The organism is Aliivibrio sp. S4MY1 (assembly GCF_028765545.1).
Taxonomy (GTDB): Bacteria; Pseudomonadota; Gammaproteobacteria; order Enterobacterales; family Vibrionaceae; genus Aliivibrio.
On sequence record NZ_JARACP010000007.1, the window covers coordinates 1 to 17002 of the forward strand.

General features: G+C 37.5%; 18 protein-coding genes and 1 tRNA gene. 8 read left to right on the plus strand and 11 right to left on the minus strand.

Annotated elements, in window-relative coordinates; genetic code table 11:
- Window positions 1–399: 399 nt before the first annotated feature.
- Both PVK71_RS09165 and PVK71_RS09170 read right to left on the minus strand, forming a co-directional pair.
- Window positions 400–777: an ATP-binding protein gene (locus PVK71_RS09165; protein ID WP_130046477.1), complete on the minus strand. Its 378-nt coding sequence runs from the start codon at window positions 775–777 to the stop codon at window positions 400–402.
- Window positions 777–1700, minus strand: coding sequence for a LysR family transcriptional regulator (locus PVK71_RS09170; RefSeq protein WP_130046472.1), 924 nt, complete (start codon window positions 1698–1700; stop codon window positions 777–779). The genes PVK71_RS09165 and PVK71_RS09170 overlap by 1 nt, the downstream gene beginning before the upstream one ends.
- Window positions 1701–1790: 90 nt before the next feature.
- On the opposite strand from PVK71_RS09170, the gene PVK71_RS09175 reads away from it, so the two are divergent.
- The 3 genes from PVK71_RS09175 to PVK71_RS09185 all read left to right on the plus strand — a co-directional run bounded on the left by PVK71_RS09175 (window position 1791) and on the right by PVK71_RS09185 (window position 4442).
- Window positions 1791–2987: a glycine C-acetyltransferase gene (locus PVK71_RS09175; RefSeq protein WP_130046473.1), complete on the plus strand. Its 1197-nt coding sequence runs from the start codon at window positions 1791–1793 to the stop codon at window positions 2985–2987.
- Entirely contained in the window at window positions 2987–4018 is a 1032-nt protein-coding gene (gene tdh / locus PVK71_RS09180; protein WP_130046474.1) for an L-threonine 3-dehydrogenase, read from the plus strand. The genes PVK71_RS09175 and tdh overlap by 1 nt, the downstream gene beginning before the upstream one ends.
- Window positions 4019–4097: 79 nt before the next feature.
- Entirely contained in the window at window positions 4098–4442 is a 345-nt protein-coding gene (locus PVK71_RS09185; RefSeq protein WP_274418332.1) for a DOPA 4,5-dioxygenase family protein, read from the plus strand.
- A gap of 46 nt (window positions 4443–4488) precedes the next feature.
- On the opposite strand, the gene PVK71_RS09190 is transcribed toward PVK71_RS09185, so the two are convergent.
- The 4 genes from PVK71_RS09190 to arfA form a co-directional block, all read right to left on the minus strand.
- Window positions 4489–5718 (minus strand): hypothetical protein, encoded by a 1230-nt coding sequence (locus PVK71_RS09190; RefSeq protein ID WP_274418331.1) that lies wholly within the window; start codon window positions 5716–5718, stop codon window positions 4489–4491.
- A 187-nt stretch (window positions 5719–5905) separates the two neighbouring features.
- Window positions 5906–8239 (minus strand): Lon protease family protein, encoded by a 2334-nt coding sequence (locus tag PVK71_RS09195; RefSeq protein WP_130046369.1) that lies wholly within the window; start codon window positions 8237–8239, stop codon window positions 5906–5908.
- A gap of 253 nt (window positions 8240–8492) precedes the next feature.
- Window positions 8493–8567 (minus strand) — tRNA-Gly (locus tag PVK71_RS09200).
- Window positions 8568–8706: 139 nt separating this feature from the next.
- The gene (gene arfA / locus PVK71_RS09205) at window positions 8707–8919 is read right to left on the minus strand and encodes an alternative ribosome rescue factor ArfA (RefSeq protein WP_274418330.1); all 213 of its coding nucleotides are present in this window, start codon (window positions 8917–8919) and stop codon (window positions 8707–8709) included.
- A 194-nt stretch (window positions 8920–9113) separates the two neighbouring features.
- On the opposite strand from arfA, the gene pyrC reads away from it, so the two are divergent.
- Window positions 9114–10142: a dihydroorotase gene (gene pyrC, locus PVK71_RS09210; protein ID WP_130046367.1), complete on the plus strand. Its 1029-nt coding sequence runs from the start codon at window positions 9114–9116 to the stop codon at window positions 10140–10142.
- Between the two features lie 80 nt (window positions 10143–10222).
- On the opposite strand, the gene PVK71_RS09215 is transcribed toward pyrC, so the two are convergent.
- Window positions 10223–11131, minus strand: coding sequence for an aldo/keto reductase (locus PVK71_RS09215; RefSeq protein WP_130046366.1), 909 nt, complete (start codon window positions 11129–11131; stop codon window positions 10223–10225).
- 245 nt (window positions 11132–11376) lie between these two features.
- Between PVK71_RS09215 and PVK71_RS09220 the strand changes: the two genes are divergently transcribed.
- Window positions 11377–11700 (plus strand): hypothetical protein, encoded by a 324-nt coding sequence (locus tag PVK71_RS09220; RefSeq protein ID WP_130046365.1) that lies wholly within the window; start codon window positions 11377–11379, stop codon window positions 11698–11700.
- 55 nt (window positions 11701–11755) lie between these two features.
- On the opposite strand, the gene PVK71_RS09225 is transcribed toward PVK71_RS09220, so the two are convergent.
- Together PVK71_RS09225 and PVK71_RS09230 are read right to left on the minus strand one after the other, a co-directional pair.
- A complete protein-coding gene (locus tag PVK71_RS09225) occupies window positions 11756–11974 on the minus strand; it encodes a DUF3820 family protein (RefSeq protein ID WP_130046364.1) in 219 nt (72 codons plus the stop codon).
- Window positions 11964–12491, minus strand: coding sequence for an NUDIX hydrolase (locus PVK71_RS09230; protein ID WP_130046363.1), 528 nt, complete (start codon window positions 12489–12491; stop codon window positions 11964–11966). Before PVK71_RS09230 ends, PVK71_RS09225 begins: the two co-directional genes overlap by 11 nt.
- A gap of 208 nt (window positions 12492–12699) precedes the next feature.
- Between PVK71_RS09230 and PVK71_RS09235 the strand changes: the two genes are divergently transcribed.
- Both PVK71_RS09235 and PVK71_RS09240 read left to right on the plus strand, forming a co-directional pair.
- Window positions 12700–13155 (plus strand): c-type cytochrome, encoded by a 456-nt coding sequence (locus PVK71_RS09235; RefSeq protein ID WP_130046362.1) that lies wholly within the window; start codon window positions 12700–12702, stop codon window positions 13153–13155.
- A gap of 27 nt (window positions 13156–13182) precedes the next feature.
- Window positions 13183–13833 carry a cytochrome b/b6 domain-containing protein gene (locus PVK71_RS09240; protein WP_274418329.1) on the plus strand — a complete coding sequence of 217 codons (651 nt, stop codon included), beginning with the start codon at window positions 13183–13185 and terminating at the stop codon, window positions 13831–13833.
- Window positions 13834–13893: 60 nt separating this feature from the next.
- On the opposite strand, the gene PVK71_RS09245 is transcribed toward PVK71_RS09240, so the two are convergent.
- A complete protein-coding gene (locus PVK71_RS09245) occupies window positions 13894–15258 on the minus strand; it encodes a TrkH family potassium uptake protein (protein WP_274418328.1) in 1365 nt (454 codons plus the stop codon).
- Entirely contained in the window at window positions 15255–15917 is a 663-nt protein-coding gene (locus tag PVK71_RS09250; RefSeq protein WP_130046359.1) for a potassium channel family protein, read from the minus strand. Before PVK71_RS09250 ends, PVK71_RS09245 begins: the two co-directional genes overlap by 4 nt.
- A gap of 335 nt (window positions 15918–16252) precedes the next feature.
- On the opposite strand from PVK71_RS09250, the gene deoD reads away from it, so the two are divergent.
- Window positions 16253–16963, plus strand: a complete 711-nt coding sequence (gene deoD, locus PVK71_RS09255; protein ID WP_130049011.1) for a purine-nucleoside phosphorylase — start codon at window positions 16253–16255, stop codon at window positions 16961–16963.
- Window positions 16964–17002: the final 39 nt, after the last annotated feature.

Genomic DNA, 17002 nt, shown 5'->3' on the forward strand with positions numbered 1-17002 from the left:
GACTCAATGATTAATACTGATTTGTTACATAAATAAATTTGTGTAGCCACTCAGTTCATTGATAGTTGCTTACCCATAAATGGATAATGCCATTTTGACTATCAACCCATAAGTGTCCACACAGATTGCTAAGGTCTAATTATTAAAGAGCTCAAAGCTAAGTTTTCACTTTGCTTTGCGTGAAGTGTCATCTAAATTACTAAAAGTAAGCTGCAAGCAACTTTTGAAGACTCCGTTCGCGTCAATGTTTCACTTCTTGCTGTACATAACCATTATTAGAATAGTTTATTGTGACAACGGGAGCGGATTATAGACTTTTAATAACGAGTTGCAAGGCCTTTTTAAACATAAAAAACCGAGTGATTAAAAAACAAGCAAGAACCTCAATTAAGACCACTTTTATTGTTCCCACTCTTTCCTCATTCTCTTTATTACACTCTCAGGGACATTATGAATACTTTTAAACTGTCCTTTACACACTTCTATATGTAATTCGGCATTATACTTCTTAGCTATCTTTCTATATGCATCCATTTCCCATTGCTTCACAAAAGTATTCGCGACCACCACGCTTCTTCCATGATATAAATTAAATTCACACTGCGACTGACACCATTGGTGAGCTGAACTTAATAAAGTACCATCAAAACAATATAAATCTTCTTCACTAACAAAAAACTGATCCGCTTCAAGATGCACCAATCCCAACGTTTGTGCTAATGTTGATTTACCGCTTCCAGGTAAGCCTCTTAGTAAGCGTAACTCGAGTTTCTCCATCATTTAGTCTGCCCTTTCATTAAGTTCTCTTTTACAAATTCAGTAAACACTTTTAAACGCGAAGGCATATATTTATTCTGAGCATATTGCATGGCTATTACGCCATGATAATTCCCTTTGATTTTCCAATCAGAAAGTACAGGGACAACATCTTTATTATCCAATGCATCTTTAATCACAAAATCAGGAAAAATACCGATCCCAAAGCCATCTTTAACGCCATTTAATCTCATTTGTGAATGATTGACAGCATAGCGCCCAGTAACAGCGATAATATGACTTTCTTCAGCTTTAACAAATTCCCAGATATGATCCGTTGTAGTTTCACCTAAATACAGACAGTCATGATGAATAAGATCGTGTGGGTTGGTTGGCAATCCTCTCTTCTCTATATAAGAAGGACTCGCACATAAGCTAAGGTTAACTTTACCGATCTCTTTCATGATCAGTCCTTCGGTCGGCTTGTCAGTTAAGCGAAAAACCACATCAATGCCTTGAGCTATCATATCAATATCGCCATCTGACGCTCTTAGCTTAAGTTGGATTTTAGGGTACTTAGTCAAAAAAGGCGTAACGAGCGGTTGAAGCACAATAGTTAAAAATGCCTTTGGTGCTGCCACCGTTAAACTTCCAGATGGAACGATATGTTCAGAACTAGAGATATCAATCGCTTGCTGTGCCGCTTCCACCATAATGACGGATTGCTGATATATTTTTTTACCCGATTCAGTAATCAATAAACTGCGGGTTGTACGCTCAAAGAGTTTAACTGATAACGCATTTTCTAATCGAGTAATTAGTTTACTCAATGCAGAAGGAGTTACTCCTAACTTCTTAGCAGCAGCAGTAAAACTACCTTCATTAACAACTACTATATATGTTGCTAAGTCTGGTAATAAAGTAATAAGTTTATTTGTGACCATGATTCACTAATGCTTTTCCATTTTTAGGGATAATAGTCGTAATTGATTTGAATTAGAATCTATTTATCATAACTAAAAGAAGGGAACACAATGTCTTCTGCATTCTACACACAAATACAAAACCAAATTGAAGAAGTAAAACACGAAGGTCTATATAAATCAGAACGTATTATTACTTCAGCTCAAAAAGCATCTGTTTCTATTTCTACTGGTCAAGAAGTTCTAAATTTCTGTGCAAACAATTACTTAGGTTTAGCTAACCACCCAGCTCTAATTGAAGCGGCAAAAAATGGCATGGATGAGCATGGTTTTGGCATGGCATCTGTTCGTTTTATTTGTGGTACTCAAGACTCACATAAAGTACTGGAAGAGAAACTATCTACTTTCTTAGGTAAAGAAGACACCATTCTTTACACATCATGTTTTGATGCAAACGCGGGTTTATTTGAAACGATTTTAGGCGCAGAAGATGCAATCATCTCTGATGCTTTAAACCACGCATCAATCATTGATGGTGTCCGCCTTTGTAAAGCAATGCGTTTCCGTTACGCAAACAACAATATGGCTGAATTAGAAGAACAATTAATCGCAGCAAAAGAAGCCGGTGCACGTCATACACTTATCGTTACCGACGGTGTGTTCTCAATGGACGGCGTAGTTGCTAATCTTCCTGCTATCTGTGACTTAGCTGATAAGTACGAAGCTCTTGTTATGGTTGATGACTCTCACGCAGTTGGCTTTATGGGTGAAAACGGTGCAGGTACTCATGAGCATCATGACGTTATTGACCGCATCGATATCATTACTGGTACGCTAGGTAAAGCAATGGGTGGTGCATCAGGCGGTTATACTTCTGGCAAAAAAGAAGTGATTGATTGGTTACGTCAACGTTCTCGTCCGTACTTATTCTCGAACTCTGTTGCTCCTGCGATTGTTTCTGCTTCTATTCGCGTTCTTGATTTACTGGCTGAGTCTGGTGATTTACGTACAAGCTTATGGGAAAACTCTGCACACTTCCGCACTCGCATGGAAGCGGCAGGTTTCACTATGGGTGGTGCTGACCACGCCATCATCCCAATCATGCTTGGTGACGCAAAAGTCGCTGTTGAGTTCGCAGAGCGTGCATTAGAAAAAGGCATTTACGTTGTTGCTTTCTCTTTCCCAGTAGTGCCTAAAGGCCAAGCTCGTATTCGTACACAAATGTCAGCGGCTCATTCTCGTGAGCAGTTAGATCGCGCAATTGATGCCTTTATCCAAGTGGGTAAAGACATGGAGATCATCAAATAATGAAAATTAAAGCACTTTCAAAACTAAAACCTGAAGAAGGCATCTGGATGACCGAGGTTGAGAAACCTGAAATGGGTCATAACGATCTTCTTATCCGCATTAAGAAAACTGCAATTTGTGGTACTGATGTACATATCTACAACTGGGATGAATGGTCACAAAAAACCATTCCTGTTCCTATGGTTGTAGGCCACGAATACGTAGGTGAGGTGGTTGGTATTGGACAAGAAGTCCGTGGTTTTAACATTGGCGACCGTGTTTCTGGTGAAGGTCACATCACTTGCGGTCATTGTCGTAACTGTCGTGGCGGTCGCACTCACTTGTGCCGTAATACAACAGGTGTAGGTGTTAACCGTACTGGTGCATTCTCTGAGTTCTTAGTTATCCCTGCATTCAATGCATTTAAGATCCCTGCTGGAATTTCTGATGATCTTGCATCTATCTTCGACCCATTTGGTAACGCGGTTCACACAGCTCTATCATTTGACTTAGTTGGTGAAGACGTTCTAATCACAGGTGCTGGTCCAATTGGTATCATGGCTGCGGCTGTTGCTAAACACGTAGGCGCTCGTCACGTAGTTATTACTGACGTAAATGAATACCGCTTAGATCTTGCTAAAAAAATGGGCGTTACTCGCGCTGTTAACGTGATGAACGAAAAGCTTGAAGATGTAATGTCAGATCTTGGCATGACTGAAGGCTTTGATGTTGGTCTAGAAATGTCTGGTGTTCCATCAGCATTCAATAGCATGCTAACTAACATGAACCACGGTGGTAAAATATCTCTTTTAGGTATTCCACCATCAGACATGGCGGTAGATTGGAACCAAGTGATCTTTAAAGGCTTGGTAATTAAAGGCATCTATGGTCGAGAAATGTTTGAAACGTGGTACAAGATGGCAAGCTTGATCCAATCAGGTTTAGATCTAACCCCGATCATTACTCATCACTACAAAATTGACGACTTCCAAGCAGGCTTTGATATGATGCGCTCTGGTATGTCAGGTAAAGTTATTCTAGATTGGGAATAATCATTCTCATTTAAAATGAGCTATAATCAGGCTAAACTTCGGTTTGGCCTTTTTTATATTTCCTATTTAAGAAGATAGTATGCACGAATCAGACATCAATGGTTATCATGTTCACGTTTATTTCGATCAAACAAGTATCGATTTTGCTGTTAGTTTAACGGAACAGCTGCATGAAAAATTTGGATACCAATTAGGAAAAGTGAATCAAAAACCTGTCGGACCTCATCCAGTTTGGAGTCAACAAGTATCGTTTAAAGATCATAATTACGATGCAGTGATGGCATGGTTAGAAAACAATAGAGGTAAATTATCTATATTAATTCATCCTTTAACTGACAATGAATACCTTGATCATACTAGCTCTGCTGTGTGGTTAGGCCCATCATTAGAGCTAGATCTTAGTATCTTCACAGATAAACAATAACCACGATTCACTTCTCTTAATTATCGACTAAATTAAGAGAAGTATTTTACTTAGCTTTATAAAGTGAAAACTCTTTTGTCAGTTTATAGTCAGACCATGCTTCCTCACCCATCGCTTCAAGATAGGCTTGTTTTGCCGCAATAAATGCGTTTTTATCACTCATTGTTTTCGTTGAAAATATTTTAAATTTATAGCTGCTTCGCGGTGTTTGCCCAATAATCCCTTTATAGATCGTTTCAGCTTCTGTAACTTTAACAACGACCCCAGTAACACCAGATGAAGGATGAGCAGAATTGAAGTACTTACCTTTTGCCGATTCTGCTTTACGCTCATTTTTATAATTTGCCCAATTATAATTAGCCTTCATTAACGCAACTTTTCGTAATACATGCGTAGGGTGAGTACAAGCTTTAAATTTGTTCAGTTCTATCTTCGAACCTGTCTTAACAAATTCTTTTTTTACAACAAAATGAGATTTATCATCCGCTTCAATCATTAATATTTGCTTTGGTTTTCTTCTAAATTCAAACCAAGTCTCTTTAAACTCAGTCATGCAACCATCCATTGCTTTCTGAATTAATTGATCGCAAATTTCACGCATTTCAAATTTAGATAATGGTGTTGTTGTTAATGTTTTACTTGGTTTAAATGTTTTAATGTCTGCATCTTTTGTTTTTAAGTAAGTATCTAATACCTCACCTATTGCATTTAATTCAGCAAGAAATGCACCAAGATCATCAAAATTAACGTTATATAAACTACGAGAAAAGTTATGTGAACGATAGCATGATTTACTCTCATGTCGTTCAAAATGACTATTAACGTAAGGCGTACCATTAACCATTGACAATTTTAATTGAATATTTGGGTGTAGGCCTTTAAATGCAGATTTTGCAGTAAACGTTTTTACCTTACGAGCCGCGTCTGCCGTTTCATATTCATCTTGCTCAACAAGTTCTGCAATTGACCACGCCGCTTCAATAATTGCCTCTGAACGTGCATCTACGTCATCTTCTTCATTATCAAAATCAGCGTAATAAGCTTTACTATAATAAGGTTGTCCTTTACGAGCGAATCGAACTTGTGCAAATTCCATGCGACGACGTTTAGTTGATTGCCCATCATTCCAATTTACTCCAATAGGGATCCAATATTCAGTCCCCGCTATATCTACTGGTTTAACTCGTAATAACAAATTTTCTTCGATATACGTTTTTTTGCCACGCACGACAAGGAACGTACTGTAATCCAGTCGGGGAGATAAGGGATGGTACATAGTAAAGCCTCTGAGCACATTTGAATAAACAAATTACAGTAAATAAAATACACTTGAAGAAAGCGCTTTTTATTTTATTGTTATCTTCTGATGATTATATCACCGTTTTAATTACTAATTCAATTCACTTATAACAATATAAAAAAAGGCATAAAAATGATCCTATGCCTTCTTTATTGCTTTTTATTTAAGAGATTAATTTAGAACGTATTACGTTATATATCCCCTCACCACTTTCTGATTCAATAGGAGAATTCATCAATAATTCAATAGACTCACTTACGTGTTTAACAGGCCAAATAGTAAAAGTTCCCTTTTCTATTGCTTGAGTCACCTCACTGTTTAACATTAAGTTTTGAATATTAGATTGAGGGATAATCACGCCTTGATTTGGCTGTAACCCTTTAATTTTGCAGACCTGATAAAACCCCTCAATTTTTTCATTCACGCCACCAATTGGCTGCGCTTCACCAAACTGATTCATAGAGCCTGTAATTGCAATATCTTGACGAATTGGTTTTTCAGAAAAAGCGGAGATAATAGAACAAAACTCAGCCATTGATGCGCTGTCACCATCAACACCACCATAAGACTGCTCAAATGCAAGGCAGGTTTTTAATGGGATTCTTTTTTCATTGCCAAATAACGAAGATAAGTAAGCACTAAGAATAAACACTCCTTTTGAGTGGATACTGCCTCCAAGCTCTACTTTTCTTTCAATATCAAACACTTCACCTTTACCAAAAGAGGTTGTTGCCGTGATTCTATTTGGCATACCGAATTGATGATTTGACGTCGATAATACAGATAATGCATTGACCTGCCCAACAACTCCTCCATCCGTTTCCATTAAAGTTGTACCATTAATAAAGCTTTGCATTACCCCGTCTTGTACTCGATTCACTCGATGTTCTTTATTCGCTAATGCTTGTTCTACATGCTTTAAACGAATCATATTTGAATTAGCTGTCTTCGCTATATAGTTGGTTTCTTTTAATAAATTAGAAATATCAGCAGAGTGTAGAGATAATCTATTTTGATCTCCTGATTGACGAGAACTGTACTCGATAATTCGCTCTATTGCCTTTTTATCACATTGAAGCATCTTTCCATCATGAACAATACTGGAGATGAACTGAGCATAATGAAACTCTGAAGCCTCAGTTCTTGGCATATCGTCTTCAAAATCAGCAGTCACTTTAAAAAGCTCACTAAATTCAGAGTCATAATGCTGAAGCAATTGATAGGTTTGATAGTCACCAAATAAAATGATTTTTACATTGAGCGGAATTGGCTCTGGCTCTAAAGAAACCGTACCAGAAAGTGTTACTTCTTTTTCAAGTGAACTCAGATTCAAGTTTTGAGAACGTAGCGCTCGTTTTAACCCATCCCAAACATACGGTCTCTCAAGCACTTTCACTGCATCCATAAGCAATACACCACCATTTGCTTTATGGAGACTCCCAGCTCGAATTAAAGAATAATCCGTAAAGACCGTTCCTTTAAATGTTGCATTTTCGATATAGCCAAACAAATTATGATAGCTCGGGCTCTCTTCTACAATGAGTGGAAACTGTTCATCTTTTTGGCTAACAAGTAAATTAATCTGATATCTTCTTGGTAATTTTTTCTCTAGCGATGCATACGCTAACTCAGCATCTTCTTTACCTTCTTGAAGAAAAACATCAAAATTTTCTAAGATATCCTTTTCCATCTCTTTAAGATGCTGAGTGATAACTTTTGAGTCACTGTATTTATTTTTAATCGCTTCGAAGTTAACGGTTAATACCTGAGAAACCACTTCTTCATTAAGCTTTTCAATTTTTTCAGAATACTTATCTTCCCATTCCGTCAGTTGTCGAACATGGCTGCGTAACTTAACTTCCAGCTCATCAATAATAGACTCAAGCTGACGCTGTTCTTGTCTATCTAACGCATCAAACGTTTCTTCGGTATGAAGCTCTTCACCATTCATGGCAATAAATTGATAGTCACCTTGTGTAGTTACAGCAAGACTGATCCCTTTGCTTTTTGCTTCTTGAGTTAATGTACCAAGCAAAGATTCTTGTTTATCAACCAATTGATTCTTTAATGTTCCGGTTCTTGTGTAATAAAGCTCATTATCAAACGCTAATGGGATCGCTTTTACTAATTTTAAGGTTATCTTTTCAATTTCTTTTTTAAAGCTTAACCCACTTCCAATCGGCAATTTTAGTACTTTAGGGCTTCGAGTATCATCAAAATTAGTAACATAACACCAATCATATACTCCATTACCCGCTGGGTTATGACGTTTAAGATAACGCAATACCATGGTACGCTTACCAAGACCATTTTGACCAACAGCGTAAATATTATAGCCTCGATCAGGAATAGACATAGCAAACTCAACGGCTTGTTGCGCTCTGTCTTGCCCTACAATTTCATCAATGGGTGTAATGTATTTTGTTGATTTACAAGTATTTTCATCAAGGTTTGCAGAACGATACACTTGCTTATGCGTGAGAGGTAAAGTTGACATAAGGCGACCTCTTATTTTGTTATAGTTATCATCAGTATAGATTGAAAAAAATAACAATTAAGTGACCTAGAGTTAAATATTTGAAAAATTTATGGTTTTTACCAAGTAACGCGGTTAATTATCAATCAAAAAGAAGGTAGTATACCGTTATTGTAAAATGCCAAATACGACAAAACACTCCATTAAGTGCATCATTTTCAATAAGTTGGGATTTTAAAACAGAAACAATCTCTTGAGGAAGATAAAAAGAGATTGGAGCGTACAGCGGGAATCGAACCCGCATCATCAGCTTGGAAGGCTGAGGTAATAGCCATTATACGATGTACGCACATCGTCGAACGAGATAGATAATGCCACACTGAGCGCAGAGGTAAAGTTCTTTTTTCATTTCAATGAGTTAAATGATGGATATTTGTTCAAATAGCAATAAAAATCAAAGCTAGATCACAAAAGCCCTATTCAAAAACTTACGCTGCTTTTGAATAGGGCTCTTTAAACCCTTTATATTTGTCTTTACGAGCAAAGCTGCCCTTCCCTTTTTTCGGTTTCATTACCCTTGTTGTAAATAATTGACTTGTAACAACGGCTTTTAAGGCGTTATCTTTAATAGTGCCTCTGCCATGCTCATGCTCATGCTCATGCTCAGAAGCTGGCATCGCTTCTTTTCTATTCTTTTTCATAACGTATCGTTTTCTTGCTTCTGTATAAATACTGAGCACATTCTCTTTTCTTTTACCTTTTAAGTCAAATTTGTTACTAATTTCGACTTTATCCTATTTGTTTTATTCATTTTGCTTTAGAATCCTTTCGCCTAAGCAAACGATTAACTCGATAATTCTTAGGCTCTTATTTCTTTTTCTGGTGGGAGCAGCAAATGACAACTTTAACAATTACTCGTCCTGATGATTGGCATTTACACTTACGTGATGGCGATGTATTAACTGACACTGTCCGTGATTCTGGTCGTTATAATGGCCGCGCATTAATTATGCCAAACCTAGTTCCACCAGTAACAACAACTGAACAAGCACTTAGCTACCGTGACCGCATTCAAACTGCAAACTCTTCTGATACTTTTGCTCCGATCATGTCATTATACCTAACAGAAAAGACAACCTCAGATGAGATCCGTAAAGCGAAAGCAACCGGACACATTGTTGCAGCTAAACTTTATCCTGCTGGCGCAACAACCAACTCAGATTCTGGTGTGAGTGACGTTAGCAAGGTTTACCCTGTGTTAAAAACCATGCAAGAAGAAGGTATGCTACTTCTTATCCATGGTGAAGTGACAACACATGATGTTGATATCTTTGACCGTGAAAAAACCTTTCTTGATACTGTTCTTGCGCCTATCGTTAATGATTTCCCTGAGCTAAAAATTGTTCTTGAGCACATCACAACAAAAGATGCGGCAGACTTTGTTAAAAATGCAGGCCCTAACGTAGCGGCAACAATTACAGCTCACCATTTATTGTTCAACCGCAATCATATGTTAGTGGGTGGCATTAAGCCTCACTTCTACTGCTTGCCAATTTTGAAGCGTAATACGCACCAGCAAGCTTTAGTTGAAGCAGCAACAAGCGGTAACCCTAAATTCTTTATTGGTACTGACTCTGCACCACACGCGAAAGACAAAAAAGAAGCGGCGTGCGGCTGTGCTGGCTCTTATACCGCTCACGCATCAATTGAATTGTATGCTGAAGTATTTGAGAACGAAGGAAAATTAGAAAACCTTGAGGCATTTGCAAGCTTCAACGGTCCTGATTTTTACAACCTTCCTCGCAACACTGATACGATTACTCTTGTAAAAGAAGCGTGGATCGCTCCTGAAACAATGACGTTTGGTAATGACTTTGTTGTTCCAATTCGTGCTGGTGAAGCGATTGAATGGCTTGTTAAATAATTAAGATCTATTTAATTAAATAAAAATGGGATGCTAATTGGCATCCCATTTTTGTATCCAATTGAATCTGGATGCTGTGTCTATGGAACACCGTGGCCTTTTGACTCAACCCATACGCGATACCATTGTTCACGAGTTAAATTAATACCCATTGCATCAACAGCCGCTCGCACACGTTCAATTTTACCAGAACCAATAATAGGTAGGGGCTTTGACGGTAACTTACGCACCCAAGCATAAATCACTTGGTCAATACTTTTCGCTCCAACTTCTTCTTTTAGCTCTTCAAGTACATTTCGGACACGAATCGCTTGCTCTGACTGACCAGAGAAAAGCTCTCCTCCCGCCAAACATGACCATGCCATAGGCTTAATACGGTTCATCTGTAATTGATCAAGCGTACCATCATGCGCCACTTCAAAATTAAGCGGGTTAATTTCAACTTGATTAGTCACTAATGGTTTATCCAGGCGTGATTGCAATAAATCAAAATGGCTTGGCGTGAAGTTAGACACACCAAAATGTTTAACCTTACCCTCTTTCTGGAGTTGATTAAACGTATCAGCTACTTCATCTGCATCCATTAATGCATCTAAACGGTGGATCAAGAGTACATCAATTTCAGAAATATTAAGGCGAGAAAGTGAATTATTTACTGAGTTAACAATATGTTCTTTTGAGGTATCGTAATGATTAATTTTTCTATTTGGAAAATCTGAAGTACATAAGTTAATATCACACTTAGTGATAATCTCTATTTGATCACGAACAGAAGGTTCTAAGGATAAAGCTTCTCCAAACAAATATTCACATTGGTAACCGCCATAGATATCAGCGTGATCAACGGTTGTAATACCCAAATCAATGTGTTGCTTTAAAAAAGTTAACCGTTGTTGTGGCGTCATACCCCAATCACCAAGTCGCCAGTACCCCTGAACAAGTTCAGAAAATTCTGGACCTTGCGGTGCTATTGTTGTTTTATTAATCATCGTATTCTCCATAGTCTTTTTTTATAGTAAAAGGCAACCCACGGAGTTACAGTGATGAAGATCTTAAATTCAACATAATGAGTGAATAATAACATTAGATACTACCTTTATATTAACAACCTTATCAGTTACTCACTTACAGAGCAGTAACCCATTAATGGTGATTTATTTCCTTTCCAGTATTGCACTCCACATACTGTAAAAGTAGAATCGATAAACATTATTAAAGTAAGGTTTATGCCAGTATGATAAAGCGCCAATTCTACGCCTTATTACTTACATTCATTTCATTTGGTTCTGTTGCTAATATTGTAGCAACCCCTGAAAATGAAGATATTTGTCAGCAAAAATACGTTAAAGAAGTATTTGATAAACAAGTACAATACAGTAACTCTCAAAATAGCCCTCAGGTAAGACGTACTGCAGAGCGTCATATTGATCGTTCACGCGAAGTATACGGTGAGACAAGTAGTTTTTGCGCTGCGCTAAACTATTTACAAAACGAAACATCAAATGAATTACAAGAAGATTTTCAACGCGCTAAAACTGGCGAATCTCAATTCAAATAACAAATAAATAAAGCATGAATTTAACTCTCATGCTTTATTTTCATTAATGCTGCGGTTATTGATATTTTAATGGTCGAATAACCTCATCTAACCCTTCTATTTTCATCGCTAAACACAACGCCATTAGCTCACCTAACTCTCCGTTAGGAAAGCCATCTTTGCGTTCAAACCACAAAAGATACTCTTCAGGTAAGTCAATAAGTACCCGGCCGGCATACTTACCAAAAGGCATTTTCATTTGAGTTAGTTTTAATATCTGTTCTTTATTGAACATGTAAACGCTCTTTGGCAATTAAATGCAGTAAGAAAGTTTCACGCTCAATGCTCATCCCTTTCTTATCACTGTTCATGATGATATCTTCATTATGTGCAATCGCCTCATGGATATTAATCCAAACGGGTTTCATACCATTTCGGATTTCGTAACTTTCGTAGTTCGTCTCACCAAGCTCTTTATCCGCATCGCAGGTATAACAATATGAAATCATGTGTAAAACATTACATTCATGCTTATACCAAGGGCGAAACTCTTCATAAATACCAAATGGTTCAATATTAGAAATATTTTTAGCACCCGTTTCTTCTTCTATTTCTCGAACCAAACCCGCAATAACATCTTCCCCTTCATCAATACCACCACCAGGTAACGAGTAATCATGATAACGCTCAGTATATAAAAGAAGAATATCTTCCCCTTTCAATACGATGGCACGAGTCGCGTTACGTTGAAGAATTTTCTGATTATCTAAATGTTTTAGATCCGGATGCGTTGTAATATTTAAAATTCGCATAAAAACTGACAAGCCTACTTAAAAAATAACACGACTATTATACGCATTTTGCTTTTTGTTGCAGCTATCAAATAATCTTAACGATTTACTTCATCCCTCAATGGAAGTGTAAAGAATGTGTAAATATTGTGATAACCAACTACTTCTTTTGTTCCTCATTTCATATAATAGTAACTTAAAATAATTACAAATCAAGGAAGTCTCAATAATGAAAAGAATTAAAACACTGGTTATCGCTTCGACTCTTTTGGCTTCAACATCTGTTTTAGCCCACACTTTTAACGAAGCAGATAAAGCGATTAAATACCGCCAAGCCGTATTTACCATGATTGCTGGTAACGTGAGTGAAATGGGAGAAATGGTCAAAGGAAAAACAGATTGGAGCGATGCTATTTTTGCTAAACGTGCAAATCAACTATCTGAACTTTCTCTAATGCCGCTTGATGCTTTTTATGTAGAAGGGTCAGATAAAGGTAAAACCAACGCACTGCCTAAAGTGTGGACTAACTTTCCTGATTTTGAGGCACGTCTCGCACAGTTTCAAGAAGACACCGCCTCTCTAGCAAGTATTGCCGATAAAGGCGACAAAGCCGCTATCCGTAAAGCATTTGGTAAAATGGTTAAAAACTGTAAATCCTGTCATTCTGATTACAAAGCAAAATAAGTAATATTGAAAAATTAAAGGATATACATGAAAATCTGGGATAGCTTTATCCGAGTTTATCATTGGGGCCAAGTCATTTTACTTGGCTCACTTTGGTATACTGCAGAAGAAGGATTAATGGAGTGGCATTTTACTCTTGCTTACCTATTAATGGCATTATTAAGCACAAGGATCTTATGGGGTATTATTGGCAGTGATACCGCTAGATTTACTCACTTTGTAACTTCGCCCAAAAAAGCCATCAACTACCTTACAGCGATAAAATCTGGAAAAGTATCACAGGCTGTAGGACACAACCCCGCTGGCGGCTATATGGTATTGGGGCTTTTCTTTTTATTGGTATTTCAATTAACAACAGGCTTATTCAGCAATGATGATATTTTGTCAGAAGGGCCGTTAGCCTCTTTAGTCAGTTATGAAACCAGCGGCCTATTAACCTCAATACATCATCAAGTATTTAATGTTCTTCTTGGTTTTATTGGCTTACATATCGCTGCCGTAATATTTTATCGAGTAAAAGGAATAAATTTAATTATTCCCATGCTCACAGGGATTGCTAACGTGGCAGGAACTAGCCCAAAAATGAAAAATGCAGCTATTGCATGGGGTATTTTTGCAATAATATCAGTAGTAATTTACTTCCTGTGGGCTAACGAAGTAATAAACTATCTTTTTTAAATAAAGAGGGTACCCATTTTCATAGGTACCCTCTTCTAATACTTTTTTTCTTAATTTAAATTAACCAGTTAGTACCGTATCTTCAGGGTATTTAACGCAAGATGTTTCTGGTCTTGCTAACATGTAGGCTAAGGTTAATGGTCCAATTCGACCAATGACCATTACGATAACCATAATGCATTTTCCTACTTCTGATAGCTCAGCCGTTAAACCCGCCGTTAAGCCTACCGTGGCAAAAGCTGAAATCACTTCAAACATGACCTTATCAAAACCAGCTTGCTCAGTGAGCATTAAAGTAAACATTGCAATGGACAATAACGAGCCACTAACCACAATAATAGCCAATGATTTCGTTACGATTGGCCAGCCAACGGTTCTTTTAAACATAACAACGTGCTTTTTCTGACGTAAAAAAGTCCATGTAGCAACAGCCGCAACGGTAATCGTCGATACTTTTAAGCCCCCCCCCGTAGATGTTGAGCCAGCACCAATAAGCATGAGTATGATCATGATAAACAACGCAGGTTGGGTGAAATGCGTTAAATCTACACTATTAAAACCAGCAGTACGCGCACTAGCGGATTGAAAAAAAGCCGCTAGCCATTTATCACCTACAGATAATGACGCTAGCGTACTCGGGTTATTATATTCAAGAACATAGAAAAATAGAGTACCAATCAATAATAAGGTTGGTGTTGCAATGATCATTATTTTTGTATGCAGTTGTAAACGACTAAACCCTTTTGAGCTGTTTTTGACTAAATCGACGATAACAGTAAAACCAAGCCCTCCTCCAATAAACAAACATGACAGCGTAAATATAACAAGAGGATCACCAACATATCCCATTAAACTGTCCGAGAATAAAGAAAATCCTGCATTATTAAATGCTGAAATAGAGTGAAATGCTGCATAAAACAGTCCTTTAGCTAAACCAAGATCAGGCACCCAGCGAAAAGAGAGGATTATCATGCCTATAAGCTCAGCAATTAATGCAAAACAAATAATACTTTTTATCAACTTACGTAAATTTACTTTTTTCTCTTGGCCTAATGCTTCTTTAGCTAATGCTTGTTGGCGTAAGCTTAAACGTAAACCAAAGACATACAATAGAACGGCTGATAGTGTCATTTGCCCTAGACCGCCAATCTGCATCAGAAACATAAGTAGGATCTTACCACTGATAGTAAAGTGCGTGCCTGTATCAACCACACCTAGTCCAGTTACACTGATCGCCGATGTCGCTGTAAATAATGCATCAACGAAACTTAAACCAGAAACAGAAAAAACGGGTAACGTCAGCAATATAGCCGAGGGTAATAAAATAGCCAAAAACGAAAAAAGTATAATCCTCGGTTCAGACCACTCTTTCGCTTTTTGGTTATTCTTTATCGGATATAAGCCTCGCTTGGGGATATAACTCATAAGCTTCTAATTTTTTTTGCTAATTTATCTTCAGGACCTACGATAATTAAAATATCACCGATCTCTAATATTTTGCTGTGTTCTGGAGCACTTTCAATCTCAGGACCACGCTTAAGTGCTAAAATCTTCACATCCGACATTTGACAAAAATCAAGCTGACCTAAAGTTTTACCCATGTTCTGCCCTCCAATGACAATCTCTGTCATTGCTAAGCCACTGCCTAATTGATGGAACTCAAATACACGACGGTCTAACATTTTTCTTGCTACTCGGATCCCCATATCGCGCTCAGGAAGAATAATATGATCAGCACCAATTTTAGTGAGTATCTTTGCATGAAATTTATCATTCGCTTTTACCCAAACCGTTTTAACCCCTGCTTCTTTGAGTACCAAGGTCGTTAAAATACTTGCGTTAATATCAGAACCAATCGCAACCATTACCATGTCGTATTCATCAAGTTTTAATTCTGCAATAGTTTCTTCATTAGCGCAATTTGCCACAACAGCTGTAGAAACAAAATCGGTTGCTTTTTTTACTCGCTCTTCATTGATATCAATAGCTAATACTTGAGATCCATATTGATGTAGTTCTTCACATACTGTTAATCCAAAACGACCTAAGCCAATCACTGCATATTGTTTATTCTCTGCTTTCATCTAATTTACTCACTTACATTATTACGACACAAAAAATGCGCTTTTCTGCATCATCCTCCTACCCACCATCAAGTTCAATCTAATTGAGGCACAGAAATAAAAAAACTTAATCCATGTATTAAAGCTAAGACTAACAAAAGGTTGCGATTGCCCCGTCACTTTCAACAAATTTAGTTATCAACAATAAAATTAATCAAGATTCTATGAGAAAATGTGACCACAATCTCATGACGCTATAAAAGATAGGCATAAAATAGCCACATATCGAGAAAGATAATTCAACAAATTTAGTTACACTGATTTAATTTTTAATTTTTCAAACCGGAGACCTTATTATGGCTACCCCACACATTAATGCTCAAGCTGGTGATTTCGCAGAAACTGTTCTTATGCCTGGTGATCCACTTCGTGCAAAATTCATTGCTGAAAACTTCTTAGAAGACGTAAAGCAAGTATGTGATGTACGTAATATGTTTGGTTACACAGGTACATACAAAGGTAAAAAAGTATCGGTAATGGGTCACGGTATGGGTATTCCATCCTGCTGTATCTATGTTCATGAACTTATCGCAGAATTTGGCGTGAAAAACGTAATTCGTGTTGGTAGCTGTGGCGCAGTACATGATGACGTTAAGTTAATGGACGTTGTTATAGGTATGGGGGCATCAACTGATTCTAAAGTAAACCGTATCCGCTTTAACAATCACGATTTCGCAGCAATCGCTGACTTTGGCCTTTTAGAAACAGCGGTAGGCCAAGCTCGTGAATTAAATGTTCCTGTTAAAGTTGGTAATGTTTTTTCTGCTGATCTTTTCTACTCACCAGAAGCTGATCTATTCGACAAAATGGAAAAATTAGGCATTTTAGGTGTTGATATGGAAGCGGCAGGCATTTATGGTGTAGCCGCTGACTTAGGTGCTAAAGCACTAACTATCCTAACAGTTTCTGATCACATCAAGCGTGGTGAGAAACTAAGTTCTGAAGACCGTCAAAAATCATTCAATGACATGATGACCGTTGCGCTAGAAACAGCAATCAAACTGTAATTATGCTGCGCCAGATAAACTCTGGCGCTCTCTATCTAT